The organism is Curvibacter sp. Hmag1.1 (assembly GCF_059769165.1).
Window position 1 is genome coordinate 518,770 of sequence record NZ_JBMBGX010000002.1, and the last position, 16,154, is coordinate 534,923.

18 protein-coding genes are annotated in these 16,154 nt (G+C 61.3%); 8 read left to right on the forward strand and 10 right to left on the reverse strand.

Features of this window, described 5'->3' with window-relative positions:
* Nucleotides 1-14: 14 nt before the first annotated feature.
* Genes ACOAP0_RS02855 through ACOAP0_RS02865 form a run of 3 tightly spaced genes read right to left on the reverse strand, consistent with a single transcriptional unit; the run spans nt 15 to nt 2,474 of the window.
* On the reverse strand, nt 15-701 hold the full coding sequence (locus ACOAP0_RS02855; RefSeq protein ID WP_498375673.1) for an HAD family hydrolase: 687 nt from the start codon (nt 699-701) through the stop codon (nt 15-17).
* Nucleotides 698-1,381, reverse strand: a complete 684-nt coding sequence (hda, locus tag ACOAP0_RS02860; protein WP_481872869.1) for a DnaA regulatory inactivator Hda — start codon at nt 1,379-1,381, stop codon at nt 698-700. The genes ACOAP0_RS02855 and hda overlap by 4 nt, the downstream gene beginning before the upstream one ends.
* 10 nt (nt 1,382-1,391) lie before the next feature.
* Nucleotides 1,392-2,474, reverse strand: coding sequence for an AI-2E family transporter (locus ACOAP0_RS02865; RefSeq protein WP_498375672.1), 1,083 nt, complete (start codon nt 2,472-2,474; stop codon nt 1,392-1,394).
* A gap of 84 nt (nt 2,475-2,558) precedes the next feature.
* Here ACOAP0_RS02865 and purM point away from each other — a divergent pair, with 84 nt between their 5' ends.
* A complete protein-coding gene (purM, locus tag ACOAP0_RS02870; protein ID WP_498375671.1) occupies nt 2,559-3,608 on the forward strand; it encodes a phosphoribosylformylglycinamidine cyclo-ligase in 1,050 nt (349 codons plus the stop codon).
* 143 nt (nt 3,609-3,751) lie between these two features.
* Nucleotides 3,752-4,618 (forward strand): ParA family protein, encoded by an 867-nt coding sequence (locus tag ACOAP0_RS02875; protein ID WP_498375670.1) that lies wholly within the window; start codon nt 3,752-3,754, stop codon nt 4,616-4,618.
* Nucleotides 4,619-4,644: 26 nt separating this feature from the next.
* Here ACOAP0_RS02875 and ACOAP0_RS02880 read toward each other — a convergent pair whose 3' ends face one another.
* On the reverse strand, nt 4,645-5,499 hold the full coding sequence (locus ACOAP0_RS02880; protein ID WP_498375669.1) for a SirB1 family protein: 855 nt from the start codon (nt 5,497-5,499) through the stop codon (nt 4,645-4,647).
* A 15-nt stretch (nt 5,500-5,514) separates the two neighbouring features.
* A complete protein-coding gene (gene murJ / locus ACOAP0_RS02885; RefSeq protein WP_498391309.1) occupies nt 5,515-7,080 on the reverse strand; it encodes a murein biosynthesis integral membrane protein MurJ in 1,566 nt (521 codons plus the stop codon).
* Nucleotides 7,081-7,210: 130 nt separating this feature from the next.
* On the opposite strand from murJ, the gene rpsT reads away from it, so the two are divergent.
* Nucleotides 7,211-7,510 (forward strand): 30S ribosomal protein S20, encoded by a 300-nt coding sequence (rpsT, locus tag ACOAP0_RS02890; RefSeq protein WP_087494412.1) that lies wholly within the window; start codon nt 7,211-7,213, stop codon nt 7,508-7,510.
* Nucleotides 7,511-7,633: 123 nt separating this feature from the next.
* Here rpsT and ACOAP0_RS02895 read toward each other — a convergent pair whose 3' ends face one another.
* Complete coding sequence (locus ACOAP0_RS02895; protein WP_138514965.1) at nt 7,634-7,972, reverse strand: DUF3579 domain-containing protein; 339 nt, start codon at nt 7,970-7,972, stop codon at nt 7,634-7,636.
* 243 nt (nt 7,973-8,215) lie between these two features.
* Here ACOAP0_RS02895 and ACOAP0_RS02900 point away from each other — a divergent pair, with 243 nt between their 5' ends.
* A complete protein-coding gene (locus tag ACOAP0_RS02900) occupies nt 8,216-9,433 on the forward strand; it encodes an aspartate aminotransferase family protein (protein WP_498375666.1) in 1,218 nt (405 codons plus the stop codon).
* Nucleotides 9,430-10,401 (forward strand): ornithine carbamoyltransferase, encoded by a 972-nt coding sequence (gene argF / locus ACOAP0_RS02905; RefSeq protein WP_498375665.1) that lies wholly within the window; start codon nt 9,430-9,432, stop codon nt 10,399-10,401. The genes ACOAP0_RS02900 and argF overlap by 4 nt, the downstream gene beginning before the upstream one ends.
* A gap of 51 nt (nt 10,402-10,452) precedes the next feature.
* Here argF and ACOAP0_RS02910 read toward each other — a convergent pair whose 3' ends face one another.
* Together ACOAP0_RS02910 and ACOAP0_RS02915 are read right to left on the reverse strand one after the other, a co-directional pair.
* Nucleotides 10,453-10,944 carry a hypothetical protein gene (locus ACOAP0_RS02910; protein WP_498375664.1) on the reverse strand — a complete coding sequence of 164 codons (492 nt, stop codon included), beginning with the start codon at nt 10,942-10,944 and terminating at the stop codon, nt 10,453-10,455.
* Nucleotides 10,945-10,998: 54 nt separating this feature from the next.
* Nucleotides 10,999-11,475: an Lrp/AsnC family transcriptional regulator gene (locus ACOAP0_RS02915; protein ID WP_313873466.1), complete on the reverse strand. Its 477-nt coding sequence runs from the start codon at nt 11,473-11,475 to the stop codon at nt 10,999-11,001.
* Between the two features lie 122 nt (nt 11,476-11,597).
* On the opposite strand from ACOAP0_RS02915, the gene kynU reads away from it, so the two are divergent.
* Both kynU and kynA read left to right on the forward strand, forming a co-directional pair.
* On the forward strand, nt 11,598-12,905 hold the full coding sequence (kynU, locus tag ACOAP0_RS02920; protein WP_498375663.1) for a kynureninase: 1,308 nt from the start codon (nt 11,598-11,600) through the stop codon (nt 12,903-12,905).
* 115 nt (nt 12,906-13,020) lie between these two features.
* Nucleotides 13,021-13,860 carry a tryptophan 2,3-dioxygenase gene (gene kynA / locus ACOAP0_RS02925; protein WP_498375662.1) on the forward strand — a complete coding sequence of 280 codons (840 nt, stop codon included), beginning with the start codon at nt 13,021-13,023 and terminating at the stop codon, nt 13,858-13,860.
* Nucleotides 13,861-13,941: 81 nt separating this feature from the next.
* Here the strand turns inward: kynA and ACOAP0_RS02930 are convergent, their stop codons facing one another.
* Both ACOAP0_RS02930 and ACOAP0_RS02935 read right to left on the reverse strand, forming a co-directional pair.
* Nucleotides 13,942-14,448 (reverse strand): DinB family protein, encoded by a 507-nt coding sequence (locus tag ACOAP0_RS02930; protein WP_498375661.1) that lies wholly within the window; start codon nt 14,446-14,448, stop codon nt 13,942-13,944.
* A 38-nt stretch (nt 14,449-14,486) separates the two neighbouring features.
* Complete coding sequence (locus ACOAP0_RS02935) at nt 14,487-14,960, reverse strand: Lrp/AsnC family transcriptional regulator (protein ID WP_313877668.1); 474 nt, start codon at nt 14,958-14,960, stop codon at nt 14,487-14,489.
* Between the two features lie 150 nt (nt 14,961-15,110).
* Here ACOAP0_RS02935 and ACOAP0_RS02940 point away from each other — a divergent pair, with 150 nt between their 5' ends.
* Complete coding sequence (locus ACOAP0_RS02940) at nt 15,111-16,151, forward strand: zinc-dependent alcohol dehydrogenase family protein (protein WP_498375660.1); 1,041 nt, start codon at nt 15,111-15,113, stop codon at nt 16,149-16,151.
* Nucleotides 16,152-16,154: the final 3 nt, after the last annotated feature.

A 16,154-nucleotide genomic window follows, 5' to 3' on the forward strand; every position in this document is an offset into this window, starting at 1 on the left:
GTCCTGCCCGAGGGTCAGGAGAAGAGCTCGAGTATGCGCCATCCACGCTGCTCGGCCAGTGCGCGCAAGCGCGGGTCGGGGTTGGTGGCGACCGCCACATCGGCTTTTTCCATGAGAGGAACGTCGTTGATGGAGTCTGAATAAAAGGTGGTGTGCACCGTCTCCCAGCTCCAGCCCCGTTCGGTGAGCCACTGGTTCACCCGGGTGACTTTGCCCTCGCGGAACGAGGGTACGCCGGCAATCTCGCCGGTGTACCAGCCGGTGCCGCCGGGGGCATCGTCTTTCACCAGATCCACCGCAATAAGCTCTTCCACACCGAATGCAGTGGCGATCGGGCGGGTCACAAAGGCGTTGGTTGCGGTGACCATGACCACCGCATCTCCCGCAGCCTGGTGGTCCCTCACCAGCTTCAGGGCTTGGGGTTGAATGGCTTTTTGAATGATGTCGCTCATGAAATCTGCGTGAGCAGCTATCGATTTAGTAGCACCCTCACGGATGACCGCCGCCGTGGCAAACCGGATGTATGCGTGAATATCGAGCGTGCCAGCCTTGTAGTGCTCATAAAACTCCTGGTTCTTCTGCTTGAAGAGTTCGGCATCGGTCCAACCCAGCGCGGTGGTGAACTCGCCCCAGGCGTAGTCGGAGTCCAGCGGGATCAGGGTGTGATCCAGATCGAACAGGGCAATCTTTTTGACGGTCATGTGTTTTCCAGCATGGATTTAATCAGTGGGATGGTGATGGCACGCTGGGTCTGCAGGGCATAGCCGTCCATCAGGTCCAGCAGCTCCATGAGGCTGCCCAGATCGCGGCTGAACCGGTTGAGCATGAAGTCCATGACTTCATCGCCCAGAAAAACACCGCGTGCATCCGCCGCTTGCCGCAACACGCTGCGACGCTCGGGTTCGCTCAGGAGCTGCAAGCCGAAGATATGACCCCAGCCCAGGCGGGTGCGCAAGTCATCGCGCAGCTTGAGCTCCACCGGGGCGAACTCCCCGGCCGCCAACACCGGCTTGTGGTGCGTCTGGGCGTTCACAAACCAGTTGAATGCCGCGTGTTGTTGTTCCGCCGTGAACAGATGCACATCATCCAGCACCACAGCGGCCCAGGTGTCGTCAAACTCTGAGGGCTCATCATTGGCACCCAGCCAGCCGACGCGGGCGCCCTGCTCACGCAGGCCTTCACGGGCGGCTTTGAGCAAATGGGTTTTGCCACTCCCCTCCGGGCCCCACAGATAGGTGGGTACCGGCGAGCGGCTGGAGGCACTGCTTTTATCTCCGATCCAGAGCACCAGATGCTTGAGGGCTGCTTCGTTGGGGCCGGCAAAAAAATTGGCCACCGTGGGGCCGGTGGACAAGCCGATGTCCAACGCGATCTGTTTCATACGCAAAAAATCAACCAAGGTACAAGCGGCTGGCCAGGTAACCCGCACGGACGCGACGTATTGCTACCAGCAGCACTGCGCTGGCGGGCAAGGCCACCAACACACCCACAAAGCCGAACAGCTGGCCGAATGCCAGCAAGGCAAAAATCACGGCCAGAGGGTGCAATCCGATGCGCTCACCCACCAGGCGCGGCGTGAGCAAAAAGCTCTCGACGACTTGCCCCAGGCCATACACCACGGCCACCATGACCAGGGGGTAGCCGATGCCGTGAGAAGACGAAAACTCCAGCAGTCCCGCAAACAAGGCCAGCACCAGCCCTACGCCGAAGCCCAGATAAGGCACAAAAATCGCCAGGCCCGTGAAGATGCCGATGGGCAATGCCAGGTCCAAGCCGAAGAGTGCAAGACCGATGCTGTAGGCCGCAGCCAGAATCACCATCACGAGCAACTGGCCGCGCAGGTACTGGCCCAACACCTCGTCGGACTCCCGCAGAAAACTGTCCGTGGGCCCCCGCAGGCGGGGTGGAACCATCTGGCGCAACTGGCCCATGAACCGGCTCCAGTCCATCAGCATGTAAAACAAGGCCACCGGGATCAGGATGGCGTTGCCAATAAGCGCAAACGCGACGCTGCCGCCCAGCTTGACGGACGCCAGCACTGAGCCGAACGCGTCTTCCACATTGGCGTTCAGGTACTTCATGACAAAGCCCTTGATACTGGCCACATCGAGGTTGAGCTTGATGCCCCATTGAGCCAGCAAAGGTTTGAGGGCTTCGTTCAGACTGTCCAGCAGCACCGGGAACTGCTCGCGCATGAGTGGCAGCTCTTTGGCCAGAATGGGCACGATCAAGAGCAACACACTCAGCAACGCGACCAGGAACAGCACCTCGACGAGCACCACCGCCACTACGCGGGGGATACGCCCCAGGCCCACATCGTCAATCCAATCGACCACCGGCGTGAGCGCATAAGCCAGCACGGCCGCCACCGCGAAGGGTGCCAACACAGGCGCCAGCAGCCACAGCGCAAGCACGGCAAACAGCGCAATGAGGGCCCAGGCGAGGAATCTTTTTTGGGTGGGGGTGAATTGCATTCGGGAAAGAGAAGGGGCAAACCCTTAAAATCTAGGCAAATTCTATCGGGGTCTGCCTCTGCTCCACCCCAAAAGCTACTTCCCATGACCCAATCTTCTGCTTCCACTCCCCTTTCTTACAAAGACGCCGGTGTCGATATCGTTGCCGGTGACGCGCTGGTTGAACGCATCAAGCCGTTGGCGAAAAAGACCATGCGCGAAGGCGTGCTGGCCGGTATCGGCGGTTTCGGTGCCCTGTTTGAAGTGCCCAAGCGCTACAAGGAACCCGTGCTGGTGAGCGGCACCGACGGCGTAGGCACCAAGCTGAAACTGGCCTTTGAGTGGAACATGCACGACACCGTGGGCATCGACCTGGTGGCCATGAGCGTGAACGACGTGCTGGTGCAAGGCGCTGAGCCCCTGTTCTTTCTGGACTACTTTGCCTGCGGCAAGCTGGACGTGGACACCGCTGCCGCTGTAGTGGGCGGCATTGCAAAAGGCTGTGAGCTCTCTGGCTGCGCACTGATCGGTGGTGAAACCGCTGAAATGCCCGGCATGTACCCCGCGGGGGAATACGACCTGGCGGGTTTTGCCGTGGGCGCGGTTGAAAAATCCAAGATCCTGACCGGCGCAGACGTGAAAGCCGGTGACGTGGTGCTGGGTCTGGCCTCTGCCGGCGTGCACTCCAATGGATTCAGCCTGGTGCGCAAATGCATCGAGCGCGCTGAAGCCGCAGGCACCGTCCCTGCCACGCTGGACGGCAAGCCCTTCAAGCAAGCCGTCATGGAGCCCACCCGTTTGTATGTGCTGAACGTATTGGCTGCCTTGGCTAAGCACCCCATCAAGGCGCTGGCCCACATCACCGGTGGCGGTCTGCTGGAAAACATTCCCCGTGTGCTGCCCGAAGGCTTGGCGGCGCATCTGGTCAAGGGCAGCTGGCCCCAGACTGAGTTGTTTGCCTGGTTGCAGAAAACCGCCGGTATTGACGATATCGAGATGAACCGCACCTTCAACAACGGCATCGGCATGGTTGTTGTGTTAGACGCAGCCAACGCAGAAGCCACTGCAGCGACCCTGCGCGCCAGCGGCGAAACCGTGTACACCGTGGGCGTGATTGCAGCCCAAGGCGCAGGCGAACAAGTCGTCGTCGCCTGATCCTGGTGCCATCCGGAGTCGCCGGCAGAGGCTCCGAATCCTCTATCTGCTAGTAAATTTATAGCTGCTCGCGCACAGCAGCTGTGGACTTTTGGGCTTTTTAGGCTCAAACTGGAGGCATCGTTGGCTCCGGGGTAGTGTGTATGCCGGTTATTGCAGTCATCAACCGCAAAGGTGGCAGTGGAAAAAGCACCATGGCCACCCATTTGGCCGCGTGGCTTTCCAACCAGAAAATTGCCGTCATGCTGGGCGATGTGGACCGGCAGCAATCCACCCGCACCTGGCTCAAGCGGCGACCTCCGCAGCTCGCTCCCATTGCGGGTTGGGCTGTAGACCAGAAAAACACCCTCAAGGCACCTGCCGGCATCACCCATGTGGTGCTGGATACCCCCGGCGGCATGCACGGCTTTGAGCTCGCCAAGGTGATCATGTCGACCGATACTGTGCTGATGCCGGTGTGCAACTCCCTCTTCGATCGCGAATCCGCCAGCGCCTGCCTGCAGGAACTGCGTGCCCTGCCCCGCATCGCCTCCGGCCGTTGCCGTGTGGGGGTGGTAGGCATGCGGCTGGATGCCCGCACCAAAGGCGCCGAAACGCTGCGCGCCTGGGCTGAGGCACATGCGGTGGAGTTTGTGGGGGTCCTGCGTGAAACCCAGGTGTATGTGCGCAGCCTGGAGAGCGGCTTCACGATCTTCGATCCGCACAAGCCCTTGCAAACGGCCGATATTGCGCAGTGGGAACCTATTCTGAACTGGACGATGAATAAAATTGCAGCGCCATCGACCCTTACTCAAGAAGTAGCGCCGGTGCCTGCCGAAAAGCGCACTATTGCTGCGCCACGCGCGCCCAGCCTGATGCCTGCCCAGGAGTCCATGGTGCACGGCAGCCGCCTGACCGTTTTTGCTCACAGCCCCAAGCCGGCGAATGAGGACCACCCGCCGGCATCTCCAGTGCGTGCGGCGGGCTCCCAAGCCTTGCCGCAATACCTGCTGCGCCAACCTGCCGCCTGAACATCTCTGCCCTCAGGCAGGGACTCTCAAAGACCGGTTTGTGTCCGGATGGCTTTAACCTGATCGACCACCTGGTCCACATCGACGACTTTGTCGGCATGCTCCAAATAGAGTTCCAGGTCCGCCAAGGCTTCGCGGTGGTGCCCGAGCTCCGCATGGGCCAGGCCGCGATCCCGGTACTCAGACCAGGACTCCGGCAGCAGCACGACCAAGCGCTCTTGCACCGCCAACAAGCGCTGCCAGTCCTGCTGGGACCGGTAAATTTCCTTGAGATTGCGCAGCATGCGGGCCACGATATCCCGCGGAGTGGCAGATTGCAGGTACAAGCCCAAAGGTGCTTCAAACTCATCCACCAACCCGCTACGACGGCGGTAGGGCTCCAGCAACTCAGACAACTCTTCCCGGCTGAGTGACCGGCCGGACATAGGGTCAATCACCGCCTGCCCCATGGGCAGGCTGACCTTCACCATGAAATGTCCGGGAAAGCTCACTCCGTGCGCGTCCAGATTCAGGCCCTGGGCCAGCTCCATCCACAGCACAGCCAAAGAAATCGGAATGCCCCGGCGGGTACGCAGCATGACCGGCACAAAACTGTTGTCCGGGTCGTAATAGTTGTTGACGTTGCCTGCAAACCCCAGATCGGTAAAGAAAAACTGGTTCAGCACCCTAACGCGCTGGAGGGCAGATGCATCGTCTGCCAAGCGCCGGCGCACGCGGGCCAGCAATTGATCCACCTCGCCCATGCTGGCTTGCATATCGAGATCGGGGTATTCATCCTGCGCCAGCGAGAGCGCGGCTTCAAACAACGCAAAATCGTCGTCGTCCTGCACCAGGCTGGCGAAGTACTCCAGCGGAGAAGGTAGGGACATATCCAGCTTCATGGCTCACCTCCCGGTTCAGCGCCGCAAAAACTGGCGCACATTCAGACCCGCTGCCCACAAGGCGCCGAAATACACCACCCCGGCACCACCCATCAACAAAGTCAACCAGCCGATACGCAGCCATGGCTGGGCGCGAAGCGCCACCCAGTCCACCAGGCCTGCGGCCCACAACAAGTACACCACCAGGACCGCAGCCGCGGCAAGCACCTGAAGCAAAAACCGTCCCCAACCTGCCAGCGGCTGAAAACTGCCCCGACGCATCAAGCCTACCAATAACCAACCTGCATTCAGCATGGCACCCAAGCTGATAGACAAAGACAAGCCGGCCTGTTTAAAGATGGGTACCAGTGCCAGATTCATCAGCTGGGTGGCAATGAGCACCACCACGGCAATCCGGACAGGGGTTTTGATATCCTGGCTTGCGTAATAGCCGGGGGCCAACACTTTGATGGCCACAATGCCCACCAAGCCAGCGCCCCAACCCATCAGTGCCCAAGTCGTTTGCTGTACATCGGTGGCCGAAAACGCACCATAGTGGTACAGCACCGACACGATGGGCTTGGAAAATGTCAGCAAGCCAATGGAACACGGCACAGCCAACAGCACCACAATCCGCAGGCCCCAGTCGAGCAAGGCGGAATAGCCGGCAGCATCGTCCTTGGCGCGGGCACCGGCCAGCTGCGGCATCAGCACCACGCCCAGTGCCACACCCAGCATGGCGGTGGGGAACTCCATCAAGCGGTCTGCGTAGGTCAACCAGCTCACACTGCCCGTGGGCAAGTGGGAGGCAATCTGGGTGTTGATCAGCAAGGAAATCTGGGCCACGCTCACCCCCAACAGGGCCGGCAGCATGAGCTTGCCGATGCGTCTAGTCTCAGGATCGGCCGCGGCTTCCCGCAACGCGGCCCAGGTTAGCCCGAAGCGCGGCAACATGCCGATACGGTTCAGGGCCGGAATCTGTACCAGCAGCTGGAGCAACCCACCCACCATGACACCAACCGCCATCGCGTAAATCGGTTGAATGCCTTGCTCCCGGAACCAGGGCACCAGCAGCCAGGCAGCCGCGATGGAACTGATATTGAGCAGTACCGGCGTTGCGGCGGGAACTGCAAAGCGCTTCCAAGTATTGAGCACGCCGGACGACAAGGCCACTAGCGACATAAAGCCGATGTAGGGGAACATGAAGCGCGTCATGAACACCGCAGCGTCGTATCCGGCGGGGTCTTTTTGCAAGCCACTGGCCATGGCCCAAACCAGCAAGGGGGCTGCGGCTACCCCGACGATGCAAGTAAGCACCAGAGCAAGCGCTAGAAGCGAGGCAACCTTGTCCACCAAAAGCTTTGTCGCTTCTTCCCCATGGCGGGCTTTGCTGGCCGCCAGCACCGGCACAAAGGCCTGGCTGAAAGCCCCTTCAGCAAACAGCCGGCGAAACAAGTTGGGAATACGGAATGCGACGTTGAATGCGTCCGTCATGGCGCTGGCGCCGAAGGCGGCAGCCACCAACAACTCACGTGCCAGGCCGGTCACCCGGGAGGCCAGTGTCCACAGGGACACGGTAGATACTGATTTGATAAGGCTCACCGGCGGGAGTGTAGCCGCCATCCGCTGCCCATCAACTGCCGTCCCAACGCGGCGACTGGTCACCCGGGACGGCGCGGTATATAATCATCGGCTTTGCTGACAACATCCTCCAACACAAGGAATATTAATCATGGCATCTGGTAAACCCAAGAAAAAGAACCCGCGCCTGGCGTCGGGCCGTAAACGCGTCCGTCAGGACATCAAGATCAATGCAGCAAACACTTCTTTGCGTTCCAAGTACCGCACCGCGGTGAAGAACGTGGAAAAGGCAGTTGTGGCCGGTGACAAGACCAAAGCCGCAGAATTGTTTGCCAAGATGCAAGCCGTGGTGGACACCGTGGCTGACAAGGGCATCTTCCACAAGAACAAGGCAGCACGCGACAAGAGCCGTTTGGCTTCCAAGGTGAAAGCCTTGGCACTCGCAGCCTAATCACTTAGGCAACCGCACGGACCTTGGCAACAAGGTTCGCCGTTTGTTAGGGTGCGCTGTCAGCAAAAGCAAAAAAGCCGTTCATCTGAACGGCTTTTTTGTTTCTGTCGTCAGGACAAAAAATTATTCGGGAGCTGCCGGACGGGCGGCAGGCGCAGCAGGTACCTCAGGGCGGGTCTCACTGACCTGCAGCTCGTTGTCACGGGCGAAATTGAGGCAGAAATCCCAGGCCATGACGTCGTAGTCCCGCAGGTCGGGGTGCACGATGACGCATTTCACCTGTCCGATCGAGGTGGGCACGCACCAAGGCGAATAGCCGAGGTGGCTGCCACGGGTGGCGCCACCGGGGCGGAATTGGCTCATCACACCGGCCAGACGCTCTGCCCAGTCACTGGGGCGAAAGGTCTTGCCTTGCCGCGTGATTCCCAGGATGTAGAGTTCTTTTGGAGGAGTGGTGGCCATCAGTACGTGCGAAATTTCGGGTTGCACACTGCACCGTAAAAAGCTGGTGCTGCGCCGCACAAGAATTCTACCCGCTCCGCTGTCATGGAGATGACAAACCAGCTATGCGAGTGCGCATCAGTGTGATGTGGATTTGTCACGAAACCGCCATGCCCAGTGCGCCTAAAATCAGGCTTCAACGGCCCGACTGGCCTTTGCAGCAGTCGGGCCGATCTGTTTTGTAGCCAACCCCGGAGTTATGACATGACCGCCGCCACCGTTACCACGCCGTCTTCACCCCATGTGATGAACACCTACGGCCGACTGCCCATCGCCCTGAGCCATGGACAAGGCTGCCGCGTGTGGGACGTGAACGGCAAGGAATACCTGGACGCCTTGGGCGGCATCGCGGTCAACACCCTAGGCCACAACCACCCCCAGCTCGTGCCCGCGCTGCAAGACCAGCTCACCAAGCTGATTCACACCTCCAACTACTACCACATCCCCCTGCAGGAAGAGCTGGCCAAACTGCTGGTGGAACGCTCGGGCATGAGCAATGTGTTCTTCTGCTCCACCGGCCTGGAAGCCAACGAAGCCGCCCTGAAGCTGGCCCGCAAGTTCGGCCACGACAAGGGCATAGCCCGCCCCGAAGTGGTGGTGTACGAAAAAGCGTTCCACGGCCGCTCCATCGCCACCCTGAGCGCCACCGGCAACCCCAAGGTGCAAGCCGGCTTCGGCCCGCTGGTGGAAGGCTTTATCCGCGTGCCGGTGAACAACATTGGCGCACTCAAAGCAGCTACCGAAGGCAACCCGAATGTCGTGGCCGTATTCTTTGAAGCCATCCAGGGCGAAGGCGGTGTGAACCCCATGCACATGGACTACCTGCGCGACGTGCGTGCCCTGTGCGACCAGCGCGACTGGCTCTTGATGATTGACGAAGTGCAGTGCGGCATGGGCCGCACCGGCAAGTGGTTTGCCCACCAGTGGGCAGGCATCCAGCCCGACGTGATGCCCCTGGCCAAGGGCCTGGGCTCCGGCGTGCCGGTGGGCGCTGTGGTGGTGGGCCCCAAAGCCGCCACCATCTTCCAACCCGGCAACCACGGCTCCACCTTCGGCGGCAACCCGCTGTCCATGCGCGCCGGGGTCGAAACCATCCGCATCATGGAAGCGGAAGGTCTGCTGGCCAATGCCGAGAAGGTGGGCGCCCACCTGAAAGCCGGTCTGGAAGCCGCCTTGAAAGCCGAGATTGCCAATGGCGGGGTGAAAGAAGTCCGCGGCCAGGGCCTGATGATGGGCGTGGACCTGTCCAAGCCCTGCGGCGCCCTGGTGCAACGGGCTGCCGATGCAGGTTTGCTGATCAGCGTGACGGCTGACAGCGTGGTCCGCCTGGTGCCCCCACTGATTTTGAGCGCGGCCGAGGCCGACGAGATCGTCGCCATCCTCGCGCCCCTGATTGCTGCCTTTTTGAAAGAAACCGCATGAGCCTCTCCAGCAACGCCGTCCCCAGCACCCTGCCCCAAGGCGCGCCGCCAGTGCGGCACTACCTGCAGTTCGACGACTTCAGCGCCGACGAATACGCCTACCTGCTGGAGCGCGCAGCCTTCATCAAGCGCAAGTTCAAGACCTTTGAGCGCCACCACACCCTGGTCGACCGCACGCTGGCCATGATCTTCGAGAAGGCTTCCACCCGCACGCGCGTAAGCTTTGAAGCCGGCATGTACCAGTTGGGCGGCAGCGTGGTGCACCTGACCACCGGCGACAGCCAGCTCGGCCGTTCCGAGCCGATTGAGGACAGCGCCAAGGTCATCAGCCGCATGACGGACATCGTGATGATCCGCACCTACGAGCAAACCAAGCTGCAAGCTTTTGCCGCCAACTCGCGGGTGCCCGTCATCAACGGCCTGACCAACGAATTCCACCCCTGCCAGATCCTGGCGGACATCTTCACCTACATCGAGCACCGCGGCCCTATCCAGGGCAAGACCGTGACCTGGGTGGGTGACGGCAACAACATGGCCAACACCTGGCTGCAGGCCGCCGCCAAGCTGGGCTTCCACTTGCGCGTATCCACACCCAGCGGCTATGAAGTTAATGAGACATTGGCCGCCAGCGCCGGTGGAATGGGCGCGGGCAGCTATAAAACCTATAGCGATCCGATGGAAGCCTGCCAAGGCGCCGACCTGATCACCACCGATGTGTGGACCAGCATGGGCTTCGAGGCCGAAAACGAAGTCCGCCGCAAGGCCTTTGCCGCCTGGTGTGTGGACCGCAAGATGATGGCGGTGGCCGCGCCCAACGCCATCTTCATGCACTGCCTGCCCGCCCACCGTGGCGAAGAGGTGGAAGCCGAAGTCATCGACGGCCCGCAAAGCGTGGTCTGGGACGAAGCTGAAAACCGCATGCACGTGCAGAAGGCGCTCATGGAGTACCTGCTGCTCGGCAAGCTCTAACCCCCCACGACGGCGTGCACCTTTGCGGGTGCACGCCGCCGCTGTGAGGCATTAACGCATCAGGTCTTCAATCGCATCGACCACGATGCTGGTGCCAATGGCGATCAGCAGAATATCGTTGGCCACCCGAACGTATTTGTAGCCTGCCGGCGGCAAGCCGATGCGCACCGAGATATCACGCGGCAGCGGATAGAACACCACATCCCTCGGGAGCGGCTGGCCACGCGACCACTTCTTGGCCTGGCCAGGTGGCTGGCATCCATTGTTCTTTTTGGCCAGGCCGGGCGGGCAGTTGCCCTTGGCCTGTTGGGCGCCGTAGTAGTCCTGCGCGGTGCGACGTTGGTCATCACCAAAGTAGCTGCCCACCCGGATTTCTACCGAGCCACCTTGCGCTTGGGCGTGTGACTCCTCCGAGTGCTTGTTTTTGCCCTTGCCCGCCCAGTCGGGCTTGTTGGCCAAAGCCGCGCCACTCAGCAGCAAACAAGCCACTCCACATACGAGTGCACGTCCATGCAGCGGAAAAGAAAGATGGCGTAGTTTCATGGCGAGTCCGGTTGTTAAGGGCTGCTGCATTGTGAACCGTTTGAAATCCAGCGCTCAGTCCAGCGGAACCGGCAGATCCGCCATCTGCCCCTTGAACTCTTGCAGCGAAAAATGCGACTGCACCTGCCGCACGCCTGGCAGGCGGTGCAGCTTGCGTTGCAACAACTCGGAATAATGGTCCAGGTCGCGTGCCACCAGCCCCACCAAAAAATCAGCCTGCCCCGAGATGGCGTGGAACTGCACCACCTCCGGAATCTCGGACACCGCCTGCACAAAGGCCTGTGACGAAGCTTCGTTCTGGTGGTCAATGCCGATCAACACAAACGCCAGCACGCTGTAGCCCAGCGCCCGCCGGTCCAGCGCGGCGTGGTAGCCCTTGATGGTGCCTGCATCTTCCAGCTGCTTGACGCGCCGCCAGGTGGGCGACTGCGACAAATTGGCCACCTGCGCCAGCTCACCGGAGGTCAGGCGCGCGTTGTCTTGCAAGGCCCGTAAGAGGAGCCGGTCGGCTTTGTCTGTCACTTGCTGCATGAATTTTCCAATTTCTTAACCCAAAAGACTAAGTTAGTCTAATTTCTTGAACTCAGCGATTAAAACTTATCACACAAAGGATCTCAACACATAATTTCGCAAACTACTCTCCTTGAGACCCCATGACCACTCCCCTCACCCTGAACGACTGCCGCGCCCGTGATGCGGCCGACACCCTGCGCCCGCTGCGCGACCAGTTTGACATTCCCGAAGGCGTGATCTACCTCGACGGCAACTCGCTGGGCGTGATGCCCAAAACGGCCGCTGCCCGTGCGGCTGAAGTCGTCACTCAAGAATGGGGCCAAGGCCTGATCCGCTCCTGGAACACGGCCGGCTGGTTCAGCCTGCCGCAGCGCCTGGGCAACCGCATTGCCCCGCTGATTGGTGCCGACGCGGATGAGGTGGTGGCCACCGACAGCACGTCCATCAACCTGTTCAAGGTCTTGTCTGCTGCCTTATCGATCGCCGCGCAGGACGCGCCTAAGCGAAAGCTCATCGTGAGCGAGCGCAGCAACTTCCCCACCGACCTCTACATCGCCGAAGGCCTGTGCAAAGAGCGCGGCTACACCCTTAAGCTGGTAGAGCCCGAAGAGATTGCCGCCGCACTCACCGCCGACGTGGCCGTGCTGATGCTCACCCACGTGAACTACCGCACCGGCGCCATGCACGACATGCCCGCCCTGACCGCCGCGGCCCACGCAGCAGGCGCGCTGATGATCTGGGACCTGGCGCACAGCGCGGGGGCCGTGCCGGTAACCCTCAAAGCCTCGGGCGCCGACTTCTCGGTGGGCTGCGGCTACAAGTACCTGAACGGCGGCCCCGGCGCGCCGGCCTTTGTGTGGGTGCACCCCAAGCACGCCGACCGCTTCTGGCAGCCCCTGGCCGGCTGGTGGGGCCACGCGGCACCCTTTGCCTTCACACCCGATTACCAACCCGCCCCCGGCATCACCCGCTACCTGTGCGGCACCCAGCCCATCGTCAGCATGTCGCTCTTGGGCTGCGGTCTGGAGGGCTTTGAGGCGGCGGAGAAGCTGGGTGGCATGACGGCCCTGCGCGCCAAGTCACTGGCGTTGACCGACCTGTTCATCCAGCTGGTGGAAGAGCGCTGCCAAGGCTATGGCCTCGGTTTGGCAACCCCGCGTGAGCACGCCCAGCGCGGTTCACAGGTGTGCCTGACCCGTGAGCACACCGCCGGCGGCGACTTGGGCTCTGGCGCCTTTGCCATCGTGCAGGCGCTGATCGCGCGTGGCGTGATTGGCGACTTCCGCGCGGGCGATGGCGGCATCCACAAAGACATCTTGCGCTTTGGGTTTACGCCGCTGTACATCGGGTTTGAAGATGTGTGGAACGCGGTGGAGCATCTGCGTCAGGTATTGGAGAGTGGCGAGTGGAAGAAGCCTGAGTTCAACCGCAAACATGCGGTGACCTGACGTTGGTTTGCGCTTGCACGAGGCGGCCGGGCGGCACAGGCCGGGGCCTCATCAGACCCTCAGGGTCAGCAAATCGGCCCCAACCTGCGCCGCCCGTCCACCTCTTGGATCACTTATGAACAACACCGAAAAAATCGTCGCCGAAGAAAAGGCCCAGCTCGACTTCAGCAAGTCCATGAGCTATGGCGACTACCTGCAGATCGACACCATCCTGGCGGCGCAGCACACCTTGTCGCCCACGCACGACGAGCTGCTCTTCATCATCCAGCACCAGACCAGCGAGCTGTGGATGAAGCTCATGCTGCATGAGCTCACCGCTGCTATCGCGCACATCGCCCAGGACGACCTTCCACCCGCTTTCAAGATGCTGGCGCGCGTGAGCAAAATCATGGAGCAGCTGGTGCACGCCTGGGACGTGCTGGCCACTATGACGCCGCCCGAGTACACCGCCATGCGGCCCTACCTGGGCCAGAGCAGTGGGTTCCAAAGTTTTCAGTACCGCTGCATCGAGTTCTCGCTGGGCAACAAAAATGCCGCCATGCTCAAGCCCCACGCCCATGCACCTGAGCGGCTGGCGCTGGTGCAAGCAGCATATGAAGCGCCGTCTTTGTACGACGAATCGCTCAAGCTCATGGCCCGCCGCGGCATTGACGTGCCCGCCAGCCACCTAGAGCGCGACTGGACCCAGCCCTACGCTGCCAGCCCCGAGGTGGAAGCCGCCTGGCTGCAGGTCTACCGCGACCCCAAGGCCCACTGGGACCTGTACCAACTGGCCGAGGAGCTGACCGACCTAGAAGACGCTTTCCGCCTCTGGCGCTTCCGCCACGTCACCACGGTGGAGCGCGTCATCGGCTTCAAGCGCGGCACGGGCGGCACCGGCGGCGTGAGCTACCTGCGCAAGATGCTGGACGTAGTGCTGTTCCCCGAGATCTGGACGCTGCGCACGGCACTCTAGGCCAGTTACAAGCCAAATGGGCTGCTAGCGCACGTGGAATATGCGCCAGCAGCTATCAAATCAATAGCGATCCATGGATGATCAAGCGGGCTGGCGCCGTGCCGGCTCGCGCTGGTGCAAAAACTTGGTGAGCAAGTCGCGCGGCGGCGCCATGCCTATGCCCTTGAGCACCTGCCCCACATTGCCACGGTGGTACGAGCCGTGCGCCAACACGTGGAAGAGCATCTCCTCGCGCGTCATGCGGCCGGCGTCTCCATCGGTGAACTGAAAGCTCAGGTTCTCGGCCAGTGCAGCTTCACCCAGCCCCGCCACATAAGTTTCAAACCAGTGGTCCGTCTCGGCAGCGGCGAAATGCAAGTCACCTAACGCGGGCGTGTCGTCGGTATTGGTCTGTGTGTAGCCATGCGCCTCGCCCAGCAAATGAGCGCGAAAGATGCGGTCCACCACGTAGATGTGGTTTAGCGTGCGCGTGGCAATGTGCAGCGGCTCGGCATGCTGCACCGCGTCCACCAGATGCATGGCATCAAACAACTCGGCATTGGCCCACGTCTTCTGGGCGAACAGGGTTTTGAGAATGGCGAGGGACATGAGGGGCTCCGGGATAGGTGTTTGGGGGACTTGCAAATCTACAAAATATCCGTCACCGGCAAACGGTTCGAGGCCTTCATTTCCCGCAGCGACAGGTTGGAGCGGATGCTGGACACAAAGGGAAGTTTGCGCAGCACCTCTTCCACAAAGCGGCTGTAGTCATCAAGGTCCCGTGCCACCACTTGCAGCAAGAAGTCGGCATCGCCGGTAGTGTTGTGGCAGGCGAGCACGTTCGGGCTGGCTTGGATGATGCGCTCGAAGGCGGCGGTGGCCTCGGTGGTGTGCTGGGTGAAGGACAGCTGCACAAACGCCATCACCCCCAGGCCGAGTTTGCGGCGGTTGAGCATGACCTGGTAGCCCTCAATCACGCCCTGCTCTTCCAGGCGCTTCACGCGCCGCCAGCACGGCGTTTCGCTGAGCGAGAGGTGTTCGGCCAGTTTGGCGTTGGAGAGCCGTCCATCGCGCTGCAGGCAATCCAGAATGGCGGCATCCGTTTTATCTAAGTCACTCACTGGAGGGGATTCTTTCAAAATTTCATTTTTGGCGAAATGTTCGCCATCAAATGTGCCCTAACCATAGCAAACAAGGAAAAGTAATTCCAGCCGGATGCGCCCATAATTTTTTGTCTTTTTCTTTCACGTCAATCCCCACAAGGACCCCCCATGCAAGCCGTTGTCTACGAAGCCTTCTCCGCCCCACCCCGTCTGCAAACCGTGCCGGACCCGACGCCGGAGACGCATGGCGTGGTCGTCAAGGTGCAGGCCACCGGCGTGTGCCGCAGCGACTGGCATGGCTGGGTGGGGCATGACACCGACATCGTGCTGCCCCACGTGCCCGGCCACGAGCTGGCGGGCACGGTGGAAGCTGTGGGCAAGGATGTCACCCGCTGGAAGGTGGGCGACCGCGTCACGGTGCCTTTTGTGGGCGGCTGCGGCAGCTGCCCGGAGTGCCACTCCGGCAACCAGCAGGTGTGCGAAAAGCAGTTCCAGCCCGGCTTCACGCACTGGGGTTCGTTCGCGCAATACGTGTCCATTCACAAGGCAGACCTGAACCTTGTGGCCCTGCCCGAAACGCTGGACTTTGCCACCGCCGCCAGCCTGGGCTGCCGCTTTGTGACCTCATTCCGTGCGGTGGTCGACCAGGGCAAAACCTCTGCAGGCCAATGGGTGGCCGTGCACGGCTGTGGCGGCGTGGGCCTCTCGGCCATCATGATTGCCCACGCGGTGGGCGCCAATGTGGTGGCCATCGACATCTCGGAAGACAAGCTCGCCATGGCGCGTGCCATGGGTGCGGTGGCTACCGTGAACGCCACCCAGGTGGCCAACGTGGTCGAGGCGGTGATGGAGATCACGCAAGGCGGAGCGCATGTGTCGCTGGATGCGCTGGGCCACCCCACCACCTGCTTCAACTCCATCAGCAACCTGCGCCGACGGGGCAAACACATTCAGGTGGGGTTGATGCTGGCCGAGAACAGCACGCCGGCCATTCCCATGGCCAAGGTCATCGCCCATGAGCTGGAGATTTTGGGCAGCCACGGCATGCAGGCCCACCGCTACGGCGCCATGCTGGACATGGTGCGCACCGGCAAGCTGGCGCCTGAAAAACTGGTGGGCAAAAAGATCAACCTCCAACAGTCCATCGATGCGCTGATGAACATGGACAAGTTCGAGGTGGCCGGCGTGACCGTGATCACCGAGTTCTGACGT